This window comes from Exiguobacterium sp. 17-1, from assembly GCF_023096305.1.
GTDB classification, from domain to species: domain Bacteria; phylum Bacillota; class Bacilli; order Exiguobacteriales; family Exiguobacteriaceae; genus Exiguobacterium_A; species Exiguobacterium_A sibiricum_A.
Window position 1 is genome coordinate 831946 of sequence record NZ_JALIGJ010000001.1, and the last position, 20350, is coordinate 852295.

The 20350-nt window shown below is 46.3% G+C and carries 18 protein-coding genes and 1 other annotated feature; all 18 genes read left to right on the forward strand.

Annotated features, from left to right (window positions below; genetic code table 11):
* The first annotated feature begins 16 nt into the window (after positions 1-16).
* Positions 17-1576, forward strand: a complete 1560-nt coding sequence (bshC, locus tag MUN34_RS04070; protein WP_247856917.1) for a bacillithiol biosynthesis cysteine-adding enzyme BshC — start codon at positions 17-19, stop codon at positions 1574-1576.
* A gap of 160 nt (positions 1577-1736) precedes the next feature.
* A complete protein-coding gene (rsmH, locus tag MUN34_RS04075) occupies positions 1737-2675 on the forward strand; it encodes a 16S rRNA (cytosine(1402)-N(4))-methyltransferase RsmH (protein ID WP_026827929.1) in 939 nt (312 codons plus the stop codon).
* A gap of 13 nt (positions 2676-2688) precedes the next feature.
* On the forward strand, positions 2689-3075 hold the full coding sequence (gene ftsL / locus MUN34_RS04080) for a cell division protein FtsL (RefSeq protein ID WP_247856918.1): 387 nt from the start codon (positions 2689-2691) through the stop codon (positions 3073-3075).
* Positions 3072-5210: a penicillin-binding protein gene (locus tag MUN34_RS04085; protein WP_026827931.1), complete on the forward strand. Its 2139-nt coding sequence runs from the start codon at positions 3072-3074 to the stop codon at positions 5208-5210. The genes ftsL and MUN34_RS04085 overlap by 4 nt, the downstream gene beginning before the upstream one ends.
* 104 nt (positions 5211-5314) lie before the next feature.
* Positions 5315-6634, forward strand: a complete 1320-nt coding sequence (locus MUN34_RS04090; protein ID WP_034769804.1) for a UDP-N-acetylmuramoyl-tripeptide--D-alanyl-D-alanine ligase — start codon at positions 5315-5317, stop codon at positions 6632-6634.
* A 22-nt stretch (positions 6635-6656) separates the two neighbouring features.
* Positions 6657-7619 (forward strand): phospho-N-acetylmuramoyl-pentapeptide-transferase, encoded by a 963-nt coding sequence (gene mraY / locus MUN34_RS04095; RefSeq protein WP_247856919.1) that lies wholly within the window; start codon positions 6657-6659, stop codon positions 7617-7619.
* Between the two features lie 33 nt (positions 7620-7652).
* Positions 7653-9002, forward strand: a complete 1350-nt coding sequence (gene murD, locus MUN34_RS04100) for a UDP-N-acetylmuramoyl-L-alanine--D-glutamate ligase (RefSeq protein WP_026827934.1) — start codon at positions 7653-7655, stop codon at positions 9000-9002.
* Entirely contained in the window at positions 8999-10093 is a 1095-nt protein-coding gene (gene murG / locus MUN34_RS04105) for an undecaprenyldiphospho-muramoylpentapeptide beta-N-acetylglucosaminyltransferase (protein ID WP_247856920.1), read from the forward strand. The genes murD and murG overlap by 4 nt, the downstream gene beginning before the upstream one ends.
* Before the next feature lie 61 nt (positions 10094-10154).
* The gene (locus tag MUN34_RS04110) at positions 10155-10934 is read left to right on the forward strand and encodes a cell division protein FtsQ/DivIB (RefSeq protein ID WP_026827936.1); all 780 of its coding nucleotides are present in this window, start codon (positions 10155-10157) and stop codon (positions 10932-10934) included.
* Between the two features lie 229 nt (positions 10935-11163).
* Entirely contained in the window at positions 11164-12468 is a 1305-nt protein-coding gene (gene ftsA, locus MUN34_RS04115) for a cell division protein FtsA (RefSeq protein WP_026827937.1), read from the forward strand.
* Positions 12469-12506: 38 nt separating this feature from the next.
* Positions 12507-13664, forward strand: coding sequence for a cell division protein FtsZ (gene ftsZ / locus MUN34_RS04120; protein WP_026827938.1), 1158 nt, complete (start codon positions 12507-12509; stop codon positions 13662-13664).
* 82 nt (positions 13665-13746) lie between these two features.
* Positions 13747-14523 (forward strand): peptidoglycan editing factor PgeF, encoded by a 777-nt coding sequence (gene pgeF, locus MUN34_RS04125; protein ID WP_026827939.1) that lies wholly within the window; start codon positions 13747-13749, stop codon positions 14521-14523.
* The gene (locus MUN34_RS04130) at positions 14510-15181 is read left to right on the forward strand and encodes a YggS family pyridoxal phosphate-dependent enzyme (RefSeq protein WP_247856921.1); all 672 of its coding nucleotides are present in this window, start codon (positions 14510-14512) and stop codon (positions 15179-15181) included. Before pgeF ends, MUN34_RS04130 begins: the two co-directional genes overlap by 14 nt.
* Positions 15182-15382: 201 nt before the next feature.
* On the forward strand, positions 15383-15706 hold the full coding sequence (locus MUN34_RS04135) for a cell division protein SepF (protein ID WP_233494514.1): 324 nt from the start codon (positions 15383-15385) through the stop codon (positions 15704-15706).
* A gap of 2 nt (positions 15707-15708) precedes the next feature.
* Positions 15709-15981, forward strand: coding sequence for a YggT family protein (locus MUN34_RS04140; protein WP_034769807.1), 273 nt, complete (start codon positions 15709-15711; stop codon positions 15979-15981).
* A complete protein-coding gene (locus MUN34_RS04145; RefSeq protein WP_026827943.1) occupies positions 15981-16754 on the forward strand; it encodes a YlmH family RNA-binding protein in 774 nt (257 codons plus the stop codon). Before MUN34_RS04140 ends, MUN34_RS04145 begins: the two co-directional genes overlap by 1 nt.
* A 26-nt stretch (positions 16755-16780) precedes the next feature.
* On the forward strand, positions 16781-17302 hold the full coding sequence (locus tag MUN34_RS04150; protein ID WP_026827944.1) for a DivIVA domain-containing protein: 522 nt from the start codon (positions 16781-16783) through the stop codon (positions 17300-17302).
* Positions 17303-17531 (forward strand) — a binding site (T-box leader).
* A gap of 58 nt (positions 17532-17589) precedes the next feature.
* On the forward strand, positions 17590-20325 hold the full coding sequence (gene ileS, locus MUN34_RS04155) for an isoleucine--tRNA ligase (protein ID WP_247856922.1): 2736 nt from the start codon (positions 17590-17592) through the stop codon (positions 20323-20325).
* Positions 20326-20350: the final 25 nt, after the last annotated feature.

The window sequence follows — 20350 nt, forward strand, 5'->3', positions numbered from 1 at the left end:
AAAGAAGGGATTTTGTTTGAAGGTACAATCATTTCATGCCTTGTACGACGAAGATTCATTGATGCATAAAGCCTCTCGCCAGGAATTTTCGAAATACGTTGATCATATTGGAACAGAAGGAATGCAGGCAAGGAGCAATCTTTTACAAGAACGGCAATACCCGCATCTTAACTTGCTTGTCGACGAACTGATGCGGCAAAATCCTCGGTTGAACGACAACTTGAAGAACCGTCTCGAACTGTTGCGGACAGGTGAGGCACAAGTCGTGATTACCGGTCAACAAACCGGAATCTTTGGCGGTCCGATGTATGCCGTTTATAAATTGTTGACCTGTCTAAAGGTTGCCCGCCAAACGGAAGAACTGATCGGTCGTCCGGTTCTCCCGATATTTTGGCTCGCAACCGAAGACCATGATTTTGATGAAATCAATCATCTGATCGTCCCGACACATGATTTCCGGACGCGGAAGCTGGCAGTCCAGGCGCCGGACTCGATTTCGCGCTCTGTCAGCCGCTTGGCCTTTGATCAGGCGGCCGTCAAGGACATCGTACGTCAGGCATTATGTACCGAACGAGAGACGCCCTATACAAAAGAGTTGTTGGCATTGTCGGACCGGTTAATCGAATCCAGTACGACATACGGAGACTTTTTCGCTTCTTTCTTAGGAGAACTTGTCGATCACGATATCATCTTCTTTGATGCAGATACGGAAACAGTCCGTCAACTTGAAATCCCGTTTTTCGAACGATTGATTCAAGACAATGCAGAAATCCGCCAAGCCTTATCGAGAGGTATCCAACAAACAACCGAATTACCGGATACATTTCTGAATGAAGAAGCGGCCCACCTCTTTGTTGAGGATATCGGACGCGATTTATTATACCCGGGTCAAGATTTTGTGACGAAACAAGGTAAGACCTATACCGAACTGGAACTGTTGGCATTGCTGTATGCGAGTCCGGAACGTTTTTCAAACAGCGTCGTCACACGTCCTTTGATGCAAGATTACTTATTCCCGACACTCGCTTATATCGGAGGACCGGGAGAGATTGCGTATTGGACGAGGCTCCGTCCGTTGTTCCATCACTTTGATTGGACGATGCCGCTGCTGATTCCACGGATGGGAGCAGTCATGTTGCAGGCGAAGGACGAGAAGGGACTTCGGCGTCATGGTCTGAGTCTCGAACAAGCGCTTCAGGCGGGTGTGCCTCTCGCGGCATTTGATGTGACTGCGATCAAACGACAAATGCATGAGTCGACCTTGTTAAGCACGGTCTTGATTGAAGAAGTCACCCGGGTTGAAAAACAGGTGTTGCAGACGACGGCTGTCGCAACAAAGCTCAACAAACAGCTTCAGCTTGCCCTGGAAACAATCGTCGATCAAAAGCGGCGTCTCCATGAACAAGCGAACCGTTCGGACCGGGCACTTCAGTATCAATTGGCACCTGATCATGCACCGCAAGAACGGATTCATTCGATCTTACCTTGGCTGAACCGATACGGTTTGAATTTAGTTCAGACCTTACGAATGCAATATGAACAAACTGATGCGGAACAATTGAAAATCATGCTATAAACCTGCGAATTCAGCAGGTTTTTTTGTTTTTTTAACGAAAGATACATAAAAGTTCAAAAAATCAAGGAAACTGTCTCATTTTCGTAACGTTTTCAAGAAAGAATATGATACATTGAAAAAGAGTAACGTCCGGTTTGGACAGTGAAAGGTGAGGCAGCACATGTTTGAGCATGAAACAGTATTAAAATGGGAGTCCATTAAAGGACTGAATATCAAACCTGACGGGATTTATGTCGATTGTACGTTAGGTGGAGCAGGACACAGTGAAGAGATCGTCAAACAGTTAACGACAGGACATCTGTACGCGTTTGATCAGGATGATGTCGCACTGGCACATGCAGCAGAACGTCTCGCGGCGTATGAAGGTCGCTTTACTTTAATAAAAAGTAATTTCGTACATTTAAAAGAAGAATTAGCAGAACGATCTGTGACAAAAGTGGACGGGATTTTATTTGATCTCGGTGTATCTTCTCCGCAACTAGACGAAGGCGAACGTGGATTCAGCTACAACTTTGATGCCCGACTCGATATGCGTATGGACCAAACGTCATCGTTATCGGCATATGAAGTCGTCAATGAGTGGCCGTATAACGATCTTGTTCGAATTTTGTTTACATATGGGGAAGAAAAGTTCTCCAAACAGATTGCACGCAAGATTGAGAAGGCACGTGAAATCGCACCGATTGAAACGACGTTTGAACTAGTTGAATTGATCAAAGATGCGATTCCGGCACCGGCCCGCCGCAAAGGGGGGCATCCGGCAAAACGGACGTTCCAAGCGATTCGAATTGCCGTGAATGATGAATTGAACGTTTTCGACCGTGCCGTCTATCAAGCAATTGATTTACTCGCTGTCGGTGGACGCTTATGTGTCATTACTTTCCATTCACTCGAAGACCGCATGTGTAAGCAAGCGTTCAAAGAGAAATCATCTTTACCTGAGCTTCCGCAAGGGTTACCGATGATTCCGAAAGAGTTTGAACCAGAACTGCGCCTGGTGACAAGAAAACCGATTACAGCAGGAGATGATGAACTCGATGACAATCGTCGATCACGGTCTGCTAAGTTACGAATCGTTGAAAAAATGAAGGAAAGTTGAGAGGAGCATTCAAATGGCAGAGCCACTTCGTAAACCGATCCAATCCATGGAACCCGTTCGGCAGCAACCGATGCAAGAACCACGTAAGACGGAAGATATCGCACGTCGTGTCGCGGTTCGTCCGAAATATCGTCTATATCCATTTGAAAAATTTTTGTACAGTGCGATGATTGGTGGAATCGTCCTTTTCGGCAGTATGACGATTAGCGCTCATAATGAAGCGTATAATGTAAGCCGGGATCTCGCGAAGGAAAATCAAGTCACACAAGAGATGAAGAAAGAAAATGAACGTCTTCAACTCGAAGTGACCAACTTAAGCTCTCCAGAACGAATTTACAAGATTGCGAAAGAACAAGGTCTTGATATGCGAAAAGGGAACATCAAGGTGATTCCTAAATGAATCCACTATCTAAATCCCGACGGAGAGTAGCCATTGTCATGTTGATATTTGCTGCTCTCTTTTTGGTGTTCATTTCACGCTTTTTGTACTTATCGACGACGAAGAAATTCCACGGGGAAGACATGCTTGTCTATGCCGAAAAAAAACGTTGGGAGTCCCAGGCCACGCTGTCGGCAGAACGTGGAGAAATCTTTGACCGACTTGGATCGCCGATTGCCATTAACATCCCGTCCTATCATTTGGTCGCCGTTTACCGGTTAGGTGGGGAAAAAGATCCGGATGAGACAGTAGTCGACTTTAAGAAAACAGCAACCGGACTTGCACCGATTTTAGGCATGTCGGTTAAAGAATTGGAAACCTATCTGATTGAAAATAAAAATCGCTCCCAAATCGAATTCGGTAAAAAAGGGAACGATTTGACGGTTGATCAGAAAGAACAGATTGATCGGTTAAAGCTGCCGGGTATTCGATTGATTGAAGAACCGAAGCGCTATTATCCGAATGGGATTTTCCTGTCCGATACGTTAGGATTCGTCCAGAAAATCACAGAAGATAATGGACGGGTCGTCTTAAAAGGACAGATGGGCATCGAAAAACAGTATGATGAGGCCTTACGTGAATCGTTTGGTTCCCGTGTCTTTGAAAAAGATCGCAGTGGCGGAGAATTGGTTCAAGGTACTTCAAAAATCTCGAATGAGCCGAAAGACGGATCGAACCTCTATCTGACAATCGATCACCGGATCCAGCAAGCACTTGAGAAACAGATGCAGAAGATGTACAACGAGTACAAACCTAAAAATGCGACAGGAATCGTCATGGATGCCAAGACAGGCGAAATTTTGGCGATGACGGATCGCCCGTCGTTTAACCCGAATTTGCGTGATATGACGGATTTTACGAACTTTGCTGTGTCCTCACGGTTTGAACCCGGGTCGACGATGAAGATTTTTACGCTGGCTGCTGCAATCGATGCAGGTGTCTTCCGTCCGAACGAACCCTACAAATCAGGGAGTTATAATTATAAGGGAACCGTCATCAAAGACTACAATGATGTCGGTTGGGGAACGATTCCGATGATTGAAGGGGTCTACCATTCCTCCAATGTCATGTTCTCGATCCTGACAGCTGAAAAGCTTGGGATCGAACGGTATAAAGACTATTTCAAGAAGTTTCATTTTGATCAAAAAACGGGTATAGACATCTCGGGCGAAGTAAACAGCCAATCTGATTTATCAAAACCGTTGAATACGTTGATTACATCATGGGGACAATCGACGGCGGTGACGCCGATGCAGATTCTCCAAGGGGCGACAGCAATTGCCGGAAACGGTGAAATGGTCAAACCGCACATTATCCAAAAAGCGGATCATACGGATAAAGCGCCGTATAAAGCAAAAACGGAAGTGGTCGGAAAACCGATTTCTGCGGAAGCGGCAAAAGCGACCCGTGAAGCACTAGATGGTGTCGTTAACAGTAAAATCGGAACCGGACAGATGTATAAGCTGAAAGATTACCGCGTCATCGGAAAAACAGGGACGGCGCAGATTTCAGAGAACGGGAAATACATTCAAGGGCAGTTCATTCATTCCTTTATTGGAATGGCACCGAAAGATGATCCGGAATTGATCATGTATATCGCTGTGGACCGACCATCGAAAAATGAATCATCGGTTTCCGGACCAAGTATCATGAGTCCGGTCTTCAAAAGTGTCATGAATACCGCTTTGCAATATCGAAGCATTAAACCTGCGACTCAAAAAGAGTCGGTGGATGTCAAGGCTAAAATCATTCCAAGCTACATCGGGAAAAGTATGAATCAGGCAGAAACAATGGCGAAGGAACAAGGTGCTGTGCCGGTCGTTTTGGGGGACGGGGTTGAAGTCGTCTCACAAATACCGACGCGTGGACAAGAATTCGTCAGCGGGGAACGTGTCCTCTTTAAAACAGGACGGACGTTTAAGATGCCTGACATCACCGGTTGGTCACAACGGGATGTGAAAAAGCTCGTCAGTCTCTACGATTTAAAGTTAGACGTGATTGGTAAAGGTTTTGTAACCAAACAATCGGCACGAACTGGTACACTAGTGAAAGAAAATGGAAAGCTGACGGTGGAACTCGCTGAACCAAAAGAGTAAGAAACAGCGGTCTCCTGATTTCTGCAGTGAAACGAGGACGAACCGGAGTCATTCGTTGACTTCTGTTTGTCCTCGTTTGCTGTAATCGAGTGGAGGAAATAGTGATGGTAACAATTGCACAGATAGCCCAGTGGTTGGGATTGGAAGAAACCGATACACGATCACTAAGAAATTTTGCAACGGATTCGAGAAGTACACTCACGGAAGGGTTGTATATCCCAATCCAGGGAGCACGCGTCGACGGACATTCGTTCATCGAGGGAGCAGTGGCCCGAGGAGCTATTGCTACGTTGTGGAAAAAAGGTATTCCTCTTCCAGAGATGGACATTACGGTTCTTGAAGTCGAAGATCCATTAAAGGCGCTACAGGTAATCGCACAACGGTATTTACAACAAGTTGCGCCAAAAGTCATCGCGATTACAGGTTCAAATGGCAAGACATCAACAAAAGATATGATTGAGAGTGTCTTAAAACAGTCATTTCGGACGCATAAAACGGCAGGTAACTTCAATTCAGATATCGGAATGCCTTTGACAATCTTGATGATGCCGAACGAGACGGAAGTTGCCGTTCTCGAAATGGGAATGAACGGTTTTGGAGATATCGAACTCTTATCGAATCTTGCCGAACCGGATATTGCACTCGTGACGAACATTGGCGAGTCACATGCTGAACAGGTCGGCGGACGAACTGGAATTGCCCGAGCGAAACTAGAGATTCAATCAGGTTTAAAACCGAATGGTCATCTTTTTGTAGATGGCGATGAACCGTTGTTAGGAGAAGTGCCGGCTGAACGCATCGGGTATCATGCGACCAATACGTATGTGATCGAGCAGGCGGAAGCGACGTTCATCGGAACGACATTCAAATTTGATGGGGCGACGTTCAACATACCGGTTCTTGGCAAACATCAAGTCCGGAATGCAGCGTATGCAATTGCGACAGCTAGAGCACTTGGGCTTACTGACAAAGTGATTCAGGCAGGATTAAACGATGTACAATTGACACCGATGCGGATGGAACGTTTAATGTACGGTCAAACCGCGATCATCAACGATGCATATAATGCCAGCCCGACCTCCATGAATGCAGCAATCGAGACGATTGCAACGCTCGATGGATTTACGAATAAAGTCGTCGTCCTCGGTGATATGTATGAACTAGGTCAACAAGAACGTTTGTTACACGCCTCTGTCGGGAAGAAAATTGCACTTCCTGTATCCCATGCTATTCTTGTAGGAGGGAAAGGGCGTTATATCGCGGATGGAATTGTTGATCCGACCGTCCAAGTCCAATTTGCGGACACGGTCGAAGACGCAGCACGTCTGCTCCAACCTCTGCTCGGCAAACAAACCGTTGTTTTGCTAAAAGCTTCACGCGGACTGGCACTGGAACAAATCTTCACATATCTAAATGAAACATAATCCTTAAAAGTAGGTGTATGCAATGATCACATTATTCATCAGTTTAATTATTGCGTTTTTGGTTGTCGTACTCGTGATGCCAAAAGCGATTCCTTTTTTACACAGCCTTAAATTTGGTCAAGAGATTCGGGAAGAAGGACCGGATTGGCACCAAGTGAAATCAGGGACACCGACGATGGGCGGTATCGTCATTTTGCTTGCCATGATCGGCAGTCTGATTGTTCTCTTATTGATGGGAGATTTGGATCGGAGTCATCTGTCGTTGCTGTTCTTAACGCTTGCCTACGGGGCAATCGGTTTTATCGATGATTATATCAAGGTCGTTAAAAAGCGTAATCTTGGTTTAAACTCAAAGCAAAAATTAGTCGGACAAATTGTTGTTGGGCTGTTGTTTGTCTGGTTGAGCGGCGGATTTTCGAGTGAAGCGACGTATCTGTCGATTCCATTTACGACGTGGTCAATTGATTTCGGTATTCTGTATCCACTCGTCGCGTTATTCTGGCTCGTCGGATTCTCGAATGCGGTCAATCTGACGGACGGACTGGACGGACTCGTATCCTTTACGGCAATTCCGACATTCTTGTTCTTTGGTCTCTACGGGTGGTTCATCGCCGATGAGCCAGGCATTGCCTTGTTTGCTTTTTCAGCTGTCGGTGCGCTGATCGGGTTCCTCGTTTTTAATGTCTATCCGGCTAAAATCTTCATGGGTGATACCGGTTCACTTGCTTTAGGAGCAGCGCTTGCTGGTTTATCCATCTTATTGAAACTGGAATTATTATTAGTATTGATTGGGATTGTGTTCGTTGTTGAGACATTATCGGTCATCCTACAGGTTATTTCCTTCAAGACGACAGGAAAACGTATCTTTAAGATGAGTCCGATTCACCACCATTTCGAAATGGTCGGTTGGAGTGAATGGCGAATCGTTGGAACATTTGCTTCGATTAGTTTAATCGTGGCGATAGTCGCCTATCTGTTCGTGTAATCGAAATTCGTGGTCAAGAAAGTGAGCGATTTAATGATGAAGAGTTCTGAACTGGAGAAGAAAAAAGTACTGGTCCTTGGGACTGCGAAAAGCGGGATTGCAGCAGCGACCTATCTTGTTAAGGCAGGAGCCGTCGTGACGGTGAACGATGGGGGGACTCCTTCGGAAAATGACGTACAAACGCTTGAATCCTTGGAAGTCGAAACGATTTTCGGAAGTCATCCGTTATCCTTACTGGATGGAACAGAATTAATCGTAAAAAATCCGGGGATTCCCTATCAGATTCCGTTGTTACAGACGGCAATTGAGCGTGGTATTCCGATTTGGACAGAAGTTGAACTGGCATACCGTTCAACGAAAGCAGATTGGGTAGCGATTACTGGATCAAACGGTAAGACAACGACGACGACACTTGTCCATGAATTATTGAAACAGGGTTCAAGACGCGTTCATTTAGCTGGAAACATTGGCTTCCCGGCAGTTGAGGTTGCCCAGCAGACAGCTGCAGATGATGTCATCGTCATCGAGTTATCCAGTTTCCAATTAATGGGGATTCAATCATTCCAACCAGTCAGTGCAGCATTCTTAAACTTGTCGCCGGCGCATCTTGATTATCACGGAGACGTAACGTCGTACGCGGCAGCAAAAGCACGGATTTTCTCAAACATGGATGAAGCTGGACGACTTGTCGTCAATGCGGATGACGAGGAAGTCATGCGATTGAGCGAAACAGCGGTGGCGGAACGATTGACGTTTTCACGTCGTCAACCTGCCTATGCACATGTCAAAAACGGTATCATCTTCGTCGGTCAGACAGAAATTCTTCCCGTCAGTGAACTGGCGCTCGGTGGTGGACATAATCTCGAGAACGTCCTGGCCGCCTTAACATTGATTGAACCGTTTGGGATTGCCTTAACGGCGATTCAAGAAGTTTTGCGGACATTTGGCGGAGTAGCACACCGGACAGAATACATCGGAGAGTTTGCCGGACGAAAAGTTTACAATGATTCAAAAGCCACGAACAATGTGGCGACGGAAGCGGCATTGTCTGGTTTTCACTCGTCTATCATCTGGATTTGCGGCGGACTCGAACGCGGTGCAGATCTGACACCGTTAAAAAGTGCGATGACCCATGTCAAACACGTCATCGGACTCGGTGAGACAGGTCAACGCTTCGCCGATCTAGCGGCCGATCAACAAATCGCTTCGACAGTAACGCGTGAGATGGAAGAAGCTGTTGTCACAGCATTTGATGTTTCGAAGCCTGGCGATATCATTTTACTTTCTCCCGCATCAGCCAGTTGGGATCAGTACAAGACCTATGAAGAGCGTGGCGAACATTTCATCCGTTCTGTCCAGAAAATAGGAGGGATGTCAAAATGAGAATCGTAGTTTCAGGTGGAGGAACAGGCGGACATATTTATCCCGCATTGGCCATGATCCGAGAAATTGAACGTCGTACGGCATGTGAAGTGTTATACATCGGTACTGAGAATGGACTTGAAGCGGACATCGTCCGCCGGGCAGGCATTCCGTTTGAATCAATTGAAATTTCAGGACTACGCCGTTCCTTGTCGTTTGAGAACGTCAAGACCGGTTTCCGTTTCATGAAAAGTGTTGTCCGCGTCCGAAAACTTCTGCGGGACTTCCAACCGGATATCGTTGTCGGAACAGGTGGTTTTGTCTGCGGTCCCGTCCTATACACGGCAGCGAAGATGGGGTATAAGACGCTTGTCCATGAACAAAACAGCTTACCTGGAATCACCAATAAATTCTTGGCGCGGTATGTTGACCGGGTGGCTCTGTCCTTTAAAGGCTCTGGTCACCATTTCGGTAAAAACGAAGGGAAAACGATTCTAATCGGAAATCCCCGGGCTTCAGAGGTTGCGATGTTGCAAATCGATCCGATCGAAGAAAAACAAAAATATGGTTTTGAACAAGAACGTCCTCTGATTGTCGTGTACGGCGGTAGCCGAGGTGCGCCGGCCATCAATAAAGCGGTCGTCGAAATGATTCCTAAGTTATCAACAACTGACTGGTCGTTGTTGTTCGTCACAGGACAGGTCCACTACGAAGACATTCAGACTCAGTTAGGAACATTACCGGACCGGATTCAATTACGTCCGTTCATTTACGATCTGCCGTTGATTTTAAAAGCGAGTCAACTGGTCATCTCGCGTTCCGGAGCAAGTACATTAGCAGAATTGACGACACTTGGTTTACCGAGCATTTTGATTCCGAGTCCTTACGTGACGGAAAACCATCAGGAAGTGAACGCGTCATCACTTGTCGAGACAGGAGCAAGTCTTTTGATTCGCGAATCCGAATTGACGGGAGACCGGTTATTCGATGCTTGTACGAAGGCGATTGCCAATCAAGCCAGCATGTCAAAAGCATCGCTCGCACTCGGCATGCCAAATGCGGCAAGTGATTTAGTCGATGAATTATTACGGTTGATTCAGCAAAAAAACTAAAGCATTGCAGGAATAGACCGATAAGGTACTGAAATTAAACATAATGGAGGGAGAGGCTTACGTGAAGGAACAACAACCGGCAAGCCAGCCGAAGATGGATACGACTGTCCGCAGCTTAGAAGATAAAATTCCATATGTCCGTGAGCAGCGTCGGAAAAAGGCGAACCGGCGTTTAATCTATGTCCTCATCCTGATCGGTCTATTGATTGGTGTCGTCTTCTATCTTCAATCGAGTTTCTCGCGTGTCGCGACGTTTGACGTCACAGGCACCGTGAACGTCAAGAAGGAAGACATCATTCAAGCATCACGTATTAAGGTGAAGGAGACACATGCTTTCAATGTGTCGGAAGAAGCCGTGTTGGAACGGATTGAAGATGTCCCAGGTATTCGCGAAGCGACGATGAAAAAAACATTTTTACATCATTATGAAGTTGACGTCGTCGAAGAAAAAGAGATTGCGTATGCCAAAGATAAACCGGGCGCCCGGATTGTCTTAGCGGACGGGACGATTATTCCCGGAAAGTCGAAGGAAGAATTGTTTGATGCACCGATTCTAACAGGTTTTACGGATCAATCCTTGCGACGTCTGACAAAGGAACTTGTCAAAATCGAGCCGAAAGTCCGGAGCCGGATTTCGGAAATCGTAGCCAATGATCAGACCGACAAGGGTGGATTAAAGTTATTCATGACCGACGGAAATACCGTCTTATTGAGTACATCGGCTTTTTCTAACTCGTTGAATGAATATGTCAAGGTCATTTCTGCTTTGCCAAAAGGAAAAACAGGAACGATCACCATTGATGGAGGAATCTATTTCAAACCATATAAAGGTAAAAAATAGAAAATAACACCACGGATTTAATGGGTTTGACAAACGTTTGTTTTCATTAGTAAGAAAGCGGAGACATCGTCATCAAATCGTAATCTATTAGATGGGTAAGTTAGACAATAACTTCTTTTCGTGAGGTTTTTTATAGTGTAGACTTAAACGAGAAGAAGATTGTCTCGATTCCTGTAAATATAAACAGGGACGATAGGATTAGTATTATGAAAGTGGAGGTGTCACTCCCATGGAAACGAAAGGTACGATTGCCGCACTAGATATTGGGACATCGGAAGTGAAACTCATCGTCGGTGAACTTCTAGGCGGAACACTGAATGTCTTAGCGGAGGGGTCTGCACCATCTGCAGGCGTCAAGCGAGGTGTCATCGTCGACATCGATCAAACAGTAAATGCCATTAAACAAGCGGTTGCAGAAGTGGAGCGCACACTCGGCGAACCAATTGGTGAAGTATATGTAGCAATTTCCGGTGAACACATCCAAGTCAAGGATTGCCAAGGGATGACATCAATCAAAGGGGAAGACAACGAAATCACAGATGACGACGTGAAAGATGTTCTTCACTCAGCCATGGTGATGCGGATTCCAAACGAATTGAGTGTTGTCGATGTGTTACCTAAAACGTTTACTGTCGATCAGCAGACGGAGATTACGGATCCACGTGGCATGATCGGTTATCGTTTAGAAGTGACAGGGAAGCTGATTATCGGAGCGAAGACGATTCTACATAGCATCAAACGTTCCATCGAACGAGCTGGTTTAGAACTTGCGGGGTATGTGCTGGAAAGCTTAGCCGTCTCACGAATCGCAGCTTCGATTGATGAATTAGAACTGGGTGTCGGGATCGTTGATATCGGACATGAAACGACCACTCTTTCAATTTACGAAAAAAACGATCTGGTTTACTCAACGACACTTGCGTACGGTGGAGATCATCTGACACGCGATTTGACGTATAAAATGAATTGTAAATATCAAGATGCGAAACTAGCCAAAGAAGAATATGGCGTCGCGTTGGAAGCTTTAGGTGATCCAGAAGAAAAAGTCTCATACGTGACAATCAACGGGGAACACCGTTTCGAACCACAGACGGAGATTGGCTTTGTCCTTGAAGCCCGTCTGGAAGAGATTTTCGAAATGATTCAGAAGCGGATGACACAAGCTGGGTATGCACAAATGAACAGCGGAATCATTCTTTGTGGTGGTAGTTCTTCCTTACCAGGAATTGACCAGCTCGGTAAGCGAATCTTTAAGCAAAGCGTGAACGTGTATCAACCAGCCAGCTTAGGGATTCGTCATCCGAAGTATGCTGTCGCTGCTGGGATGTTACGATATGTTCTATCACGCAGTGCCGTTTCGAAGTCAGGGTTTGACCGTGCGGACGAAAAGGGAATAGCCGCACAAGGCCGTGAGCAAGAGGAATTACTTGCACATCCTTCCCAACCTTCAGTACGCGAAGAGCGGCCACAGAAGGAACAGCCTCCAAAAGAGCGAAAGTCATTCAGTAGTTTCTTTGAGAAATTTTTCGGCTAAATAAAAAATTATCAGTAAAAAAATAGGGGGCCCCTTTTATGTTGCATTTTGATGAAATGATGGACCAAGTAGCTAAAATCAAAGTCATCGGAGTAGGTGGCGGTGGATCAAACGCTGTCAACCGAATGATTGAACATGGTGTCCAAGGCGTAGAATTCATCGCTGTCAATACGGATGCACAAGCATTAAACATGTCACAGGCAGATGTAAAACTTCAACTCGGAGCAAAATTAACACGTGGTCTTGGTGCCGGAGCAAATCCGGAAATCGGTAAAAAAGCTGCCGAAGAAAGCCGCGAACAGTTGACAGAAATTTTGTCTGGTGCCGATATGGTTTTCGTAACAGCAGGAATGGGTGGAGGTACCGGAACAGGTGCTGCACCGGTTATCGCAGAAATTTCTAAAGAAATCGGTGCATTGACAGTAGGTGTCGTGACAAAACCTTTCATGTTCGAAGGCCGTAAACGGATGCAACATGCTGTTTCAGGCGTGCAGAACTTTAAAGAAAAAGTCGATACACTCATCGTTATCCCGAATGATAAATTGCTTGAAATCGTCGATCGTAACACGCCGATGCTTGAAGCATTCAAAGAAGCCGATAATGTTCTTCGTCAAGGTGTACAAGGGATTACGGACTTAATCGCCGTTCCTGGTCTCATCAACTTGGACTTCGCGGATGTTAAAACGATCATGACGGAAAAAGGTTCAGCATTGATGGGTGTTGGTGTCGCAACCGGCGAACACCGTGCAACGGAAGCTGCGAAAAAAGCGATTTCGAGTCCATTGCTTGAAACATCGATCGAAGGGGCAAAAGGCGTCTTGATGAACATCACCGGTAGTGCAAACTTGAGCCTTTATGAAGTAACGGAAGCAGCTCAAATCGTCCAAAGCGCTGCGGATGAGGAAGTCAACTTGATCTTCGGATCAGTCATCAATGACAACCTGGAAGACGAAATCATTGTTACGGTCATCGCAACGGAATTCGAAAACGAACCACTCGATTTTGAAATCCCATCAGCACAAGAGATGATGAAAAACTTGCTCAAGAAAAAGCAAGCAGCGCCATCACCGGTAGCTGAAGAACCTAAACCGCAAGTCGAAGAGACACCTATTAGCTCGAACCAAGAATCAGCAAAAGGGTCAGATGTCGAAGAGACGATGGATATTCCTTCTTTCCTTCGCCGGAATAATCGTTAATCCGATATTCCAGGGACACGACTGCTAGATCAAGAGGTGTCGCGTAAGCGACACCTCTTTTTTTAAAAAAGGATGGGATGAGATGTTTGGTCAATGGATAAAATGGGATACGCCGACAGGAACTGTTCGTGCAGCGTTTACGACAAAGTTCTCAGCACCTCATGGCAAGGGTAACTTAGGACTGCACGTTAAGGATGATCCGGAAGGCGTCATCAAAAATCGTGAAGTCATCGTCCGACAACTGGAGTTATCTCTTGAAAACTCAGTTTGGGCTGAACAAGTGCACGGCAATCATGTAGAGCAGGTGACGACACTGGAGTCGGGTCGTGGAGCCTCTGATTACGAAACAGCAATCAAGGGAACAGACGGACTGGTGACGACAGATTCAAATGTTTTATTGATGATGCTGTTTGCTGACTGTGTGCCGCTCCTTTTCTGTGATCCGCGGACAGGTATCATTGCAAACGTTCACGCCGGTTGGCGCGGAACAGTCGCTAACATCGTAGAAGCCACACTGACAAAAATGGAACAAGCGGGTGCCGACCGTTCTTCGATTCAGATGGTCATCGGTCCGTCGATTCGTGAATGTTGTTATGAAGTCGATGGACCGGTTCTTGAAGCGGTGGATCAACTAGGTCTTGAAGAGTCTCCTTACATCAAGAAAGAAGACGGGAAAGCCATGTTATCCCTGCAAAAAACGAATGCCATGTTAGCCGAGCGTAGTGGTGTCGGCGATGTGCTCGATACAGGAATCTGTACGAACTGCCAGGCGGAAGACTATTTCTCATATCGTCATGGAGACCATGGTGGACGGTTTGCCAGTTTGATTGTAAAGGAGTCTCTCGATGTCAATTTCTGAAAATGTACAACATGTCCGACAAAACATGAAACAGGCGTATGAAAAGACCGATCAAAAAAAGCAGGTACAATTGATTGGCGTGACGAAATCAGTGTCAAGTGAAGTGGCAGCGGAGCTGCTTGAAGCGGGTATAACGGCACTTGGTGAGAATCGTCCGGAAGGGCTGACCGACAAACAAACGGTCTTAGGGCGTGAGGCATGTGAATGGCATTTCATCGGAACGTTGCAGACTCGTAAAGTCCGACAAATCATTGATCGGATTGATGTGTTACATTCCTTGGACCGGTTACATTTGGCGGAAGAAATCAATAAACGTGCGAAACGGCCAGTCGATTGTTTTATTCAAGTCAATGTCTCCGGTGAAGAATCAAAGCAAGGAATTGATCCGGGAGATGTCCATTCATTTTTACATGAAGTGGGGCAATATCCGATGGTCCGTGTGATCGGGTTGATGACGATGGCTCCGTTGACGGAGGACGAGCAAGTGCTCCGTTCGGTCTTTCACTCGCTTCGTGTGCTGCGGGATGAAGTGGCGGCCCGCCATTTACCGCACGCACCGTGTACGGAGTTATCAATGGGCATGTCATCAGACTATCAGATTGCCATTGAAGAAGGTGCGACATATGTCCGAATCGGAACAACTTTAGTCCAATCATAAATGGTCTAGATATACGGAAGGAGAATCGATATGGGATTCAAATCAAAAATGCAAAATCTATTTCTCGGTAACACAGACGATTTAGATGAACTCGAATATGAAAATGATGCTACAATAAATAAAGGTAGAGGTGCATCACAGCAAGAATATGATGAGTATTACGAGGAATCTACCCCGAGTGTTACTCAAAAGGAGGACCATGTGAGACAATCGAACATCGTACCCATTCATACAAAAAAGACAAAATCACAAGTCATTCTCAGTGAGCCGCGTGTGTTTAACGAAGCACAGGAAATTGGCGAACACCTTCGTCAAAATCGGGCTGTCATCGTGAACATGCAACGGATGTCTAAAGATCAATCGCGCCAAATGATCAATTTCTTATCAGGTGTCGTGTTTGCTCTTGATGGAACGATTACGACAATCAGTCAAAACACACTCCTCTGTGTACCGAACAACGTCGAGCTGGCTGGAAGTATTTCAAATCTGCTCGGTGAAGATGATATCAACCATAAGGGGTGGTAAGCATGGATTCGCAAGTCATGTACGCAATCGGTCGTACACTCAGCACGTTACTTCAATATTACAGCTACGTCATGATTGCCTATATTTTATTATCGTGGTTCCCGAATGCACGTGAATCACGATTCGGTCAAGTTCTAGCGATGTTAGTCGAACCTTTCCTCGCACCATTCCGACGGATTATCCCGCCCATCGGAGGTATGCTTGACATTTCACCTATCGTTGCCTTTCTTGTGCTTAATCTCGCACAGTCAGGTATCAGAGCGATCTTCTTGTAATGAGTGTCTATGATCATTATCGCGGACATGAGCGGGAGTTTGTCGATCTCGTCTTGAATTGGATCGACCATGTCGAAGCGACCTATACGTTTAAAGTGACAGATTTTCTGGATCCGCGCGAACAACAGATTACCCGAGAACTCGTCGGAACAAAATGCGCCCTCTTTTTTGAGGGCGGTTTTGAAGGCGCCGAACGACAGCGTGCGCTTATTGCCCCTGATTATTACGATCTTGATGCCAACGATTTTGATATTGCCATTTATCGTATCCATTATCCCACTAAATTCGTGGAGCTCTCGCATCGCCAGGTGACAGGCACATTGCTGAATGTCGGATTAAAGCGCGGGAAATTCGGTGACGTCGTCATCCAGGATCAACTCGTTCAATTTGCCGTTGCGAAAGAAGTAGCTTCTTATATCGAAGCAAATGTCGATCGTGCGGGAAAAACAAAGATTCGGTTGTCGCTCGTGGATTCAGAAGAACAGTTGAAGATTAAGGATCAAGAATGGCAAGAAGAACTGGGCTTCGTCAGTTCGCTCCGTTTTGATACGGTTGTCAGTGAAATCCTTGGTTTTTCAAGACAAAAGGCGCAAAGCCTGATTAAACAAGGTGAAAGCAAAGTGAATTATAAAATCGTCGAAGATCCAAGTTTTTTGTTGGAGGAAGGCGACTTACTCTCACTTCGTGGAACAGGACGTGTCAAGTTGATCGCCGTACTCGGCTCAACAAAACGGGATCGGATTAAATTGCAATACGGTCTGCTAAAAGGATAACCAACAAGCTGAGGGAGGATTTCATCATGCCATTGACGCCACTTGATATTCACAATAAGGAATTTACACGGAAGTTTCGCGGCTATGACGAAGATGAGGTCAATGAATTTCTTGATCAAGTCATCAAAGATTTTGAATTGTTGCTCCGTGAAAACCGTCAACAGCAAGAAGTCATTCAAAATATGCAGTCTCGTGTCGATTACTTCAGCTCGATGGAAGAAACACTAAACAAGTCCATCATCGTGGCACAAGAAGCGGCAGAAGAAGTTAAAGCCAATGCGACGAAAGAAGCGAGCTTGATCGTCAAACAAGCGGAACGAGAAGCTGAACAATTACAAGATGCGGCACAACGTCGAGCACAACGGACCGATTTCGAAGTCGAACAGATGCGTAAAAAAATCGAACTGTACCGGAATCGTTTCAAAGTGTTGATTGATGCACAGATGGAATTGTTGACGAGTCATGACTGGGATGCATTCGACAGTTCGACCCGGGGTGCGCTTGACGAGATTCCTGCAGTTGCGTATAATGACGACGATGTCATATAAGCTAAATCAATGAGAAGGACACGTCTTTTATCAGGATACTGTCAGCGAATCGGGGACTGGTGCGAGCCCGATCAGAGAATGAAAAAAGATATCCCCTTTGAGTGCGGGACTGAATGTTTTCAGTAAGCTCCGCCGTTTCGCCTCCGTTATCGGGCTCTTAAGTGGTAATCTGTTTGTTAGGATTGCTAGTAGGGTGGTACCGCGAGTTCAAGCCAAATTCGTCCCTATCAGGGGATGAGCTTGGCTTTTTTTTGTACGTAAAATACAGACAAGTGAGGGAATGCCAGATGGAATACAAAGATACGTTATTGATGATGAAGACGGAATTTCTAATGCGAGGAAACTTGCCGAAACGTGAACCAGATATGCAGGCACGTTGGAACGAGATGAATCTATATGAAGCAGTTCAAGAAAAAAATGCTGGGAAACCGGCATTCATTCTACACGACGGTCCTCCCTATGCAAACGGGGACATCCATATGGGACACGGATTAAATAAAGTCTTAAAAGACATCGTCGTCCGTTACAAATCAATGAACGGATTCCGTTCTCCGTACGTACCGGGTTGGGACACACACGGACTTCCAATCGAGACGGCTCTTCAAAAAGCGGGTGTCGACCGGAAATCGATGTCGGTCGCAGAATTCCGTGAACTGTGTGCGAAATATGCACTCGAGCAAGTTGATCATCAACGTGAACAATTCAAGCGCCTTGGTGTTCTCGGTGACTATGACAATCCATATATCACGTTGCAACCGGAATTCGAAGCAGCACAAATTCGTTTGTTCGGCGATATGGCCAATAAAGGATATATCTATAAAGGGAAAAAACCGGTATACTGGTCGCCGTCATCGGAATCGGCTCTTGCAGAAGCCGAAATCGAATACCAGGATAAACGTTCTGCTGCCATCTACGTAGCGTTCCAGGTCATGGACGGAAAAAATATCTTGGAGCCGACGGATCATTTCGTCATCTGGACAACAACACCTTGGACAATTCCGGCAAACCTTGGAATCTCAGTCAGTGGCGAGTTGACCTATGCACGCATCGAACACGAAGGAAAAGGCTATATCGTGGCCGAGACACTCGTACCGGAAGTCATCGAGGCACTGGGCTGGGAAGATGCTACGGTGGGTCGTATCTTCAACGGGGCCGACTTTGAGTACATCAAAGCGAAACATCCACTTTATGAACGGGAATCACTTGTCATGCTCGGCGATCACGTCACGGCAGAAGCGACGGGTGTCGTTCATACAGCACCTGGACACGGGGAAGATGACTTCAGAATCGGTCAAGCTTACGGTTTGGATGTCCTTTGTCCGGTTGACGACAAAGGGGTCATGACGGCAGAAGCTCCTGGTTTTGAAGGATTATTCTATGAAGATGCCAACAAAGAAATTGGTGTGGCATTGGAAGAAGCCGGTGCTTTATTAAAACTGTCATTCATCAAACACTCGTACCCGCATGACTGGCGGACGAAAAAACCAGTTATCTTCCGGGCGACACCACAGTGGTTCGCTTCAATCAAAGATTTCCGGGCTGAAATCCTCGACGAAATCAAAGAAGTCCAGTGGGTGCCGGAGTGGGGCGAAACACGTCTTCACAACATGTTCAAAGACCGTGGCGACTGGGTCATTTCCCGTCAACGCGCGTGGGGTGTCCCGTTGCCGATCTTCTATGCAGAAGATGGTACGGAAATCGTCACACCGGAAACAATCGACCATATCGCGAATCTGTTCGCTGCCCACGGATCAAACGTCTGGTATGAACGGGAAGCCGCTGATTTGTTACCGGAAGGATTCACGCATCCGGCAAGTCCGAACGGGATCTTCAAAAAAGAAACGGATATCATGGATGTCTGGTTCGATTCCGGATCATCACATGCCGGTGTTCTTGCTACACGTCCGGAACTTGAGCGTCCAGCTGACTTGTATCTAGAAGGTTCTGACCAGTACCGCGGATGGTTCAACTCGTCCCTTTCGACAGCTGTCGCAACGACAGGGAAAGCACCATACAAAGCCGTCGTCAGTCACGGGTTCGTCCTTGACGGTCAAGGCCGGAAGATGTCGAAATCAATCGGAAATACGATTGCCCCAATCCAAATCATGCAACAGTTCGGAGCGGAAATTCTTCGTCTCTGGGTCGCTTCTGTCGATTATCAATCGGACGTCCGTGCCTCGATGGACAACTTTAAACAAGTATCAGAATCATACCGAAAAATCCGCAATACGGTTCGGTTCTTGCTTGGAAACCTGGATCAGTTTGATCATACAACGCATCGAGTTGCGTTTGCTGACTTGCCGGAATCGGATCGCTTCATGCGAACGAAACTGGATCAACTCGTTGGCAAAGTAAAAGCAGCGTATGACGCCTATGACTTCATGGCCGTGTACCAGTTATTGCATAACTTCTGTGTCTTGGACTTGTCTTCGTTCTATCTCGATTACACGAAGGATATCTTGTACATCGAAAAAGAAGATGCACCAGCGCGTCGTGCCGTTCAAACGGTCATGTATGATACGGTCGTCACATTGTTACAACTGATGGCACCGGTCTTACCGCATACAGCAGACGAAGCATGGGAATTCGTTCCTGGCGTCGAGACGGCAAGTATCTTCCTGACGGATCTTCCGGAAGCACCGGAAGTAACGGAAGAGGGTCTTACGCTGATTGCGAAATGGAACAGTTTCCTTGTCTTCCGTGATGATGTCTTGAAAGCACTGGAAGAAGCACGTGCTGAGAAACTTGTCGGCAAAACGCTGGAAGCAAAATTAGAATTGGCACCAAATGACGAAACGAAAGCATTGCTTGCGACAATCGATCATCTTGAGCAGTTGTTGCAGGTTTCACAGATTGAGTTCGTCGCTTCGGCGGAGAAATCATATGGGACGACAGGTATCACCGTTCTCAAAGCAGACGGCGAAAAATGTGAACGCTGTTGGACATATTCGACTGAGCTTGGACAAGATCCGGCTCATCCGACACTTTGCCCACGTTGTACTGAAGTCGTCAATTCTTTATAATGAATCAGGGAGGGGCAGCTACGGC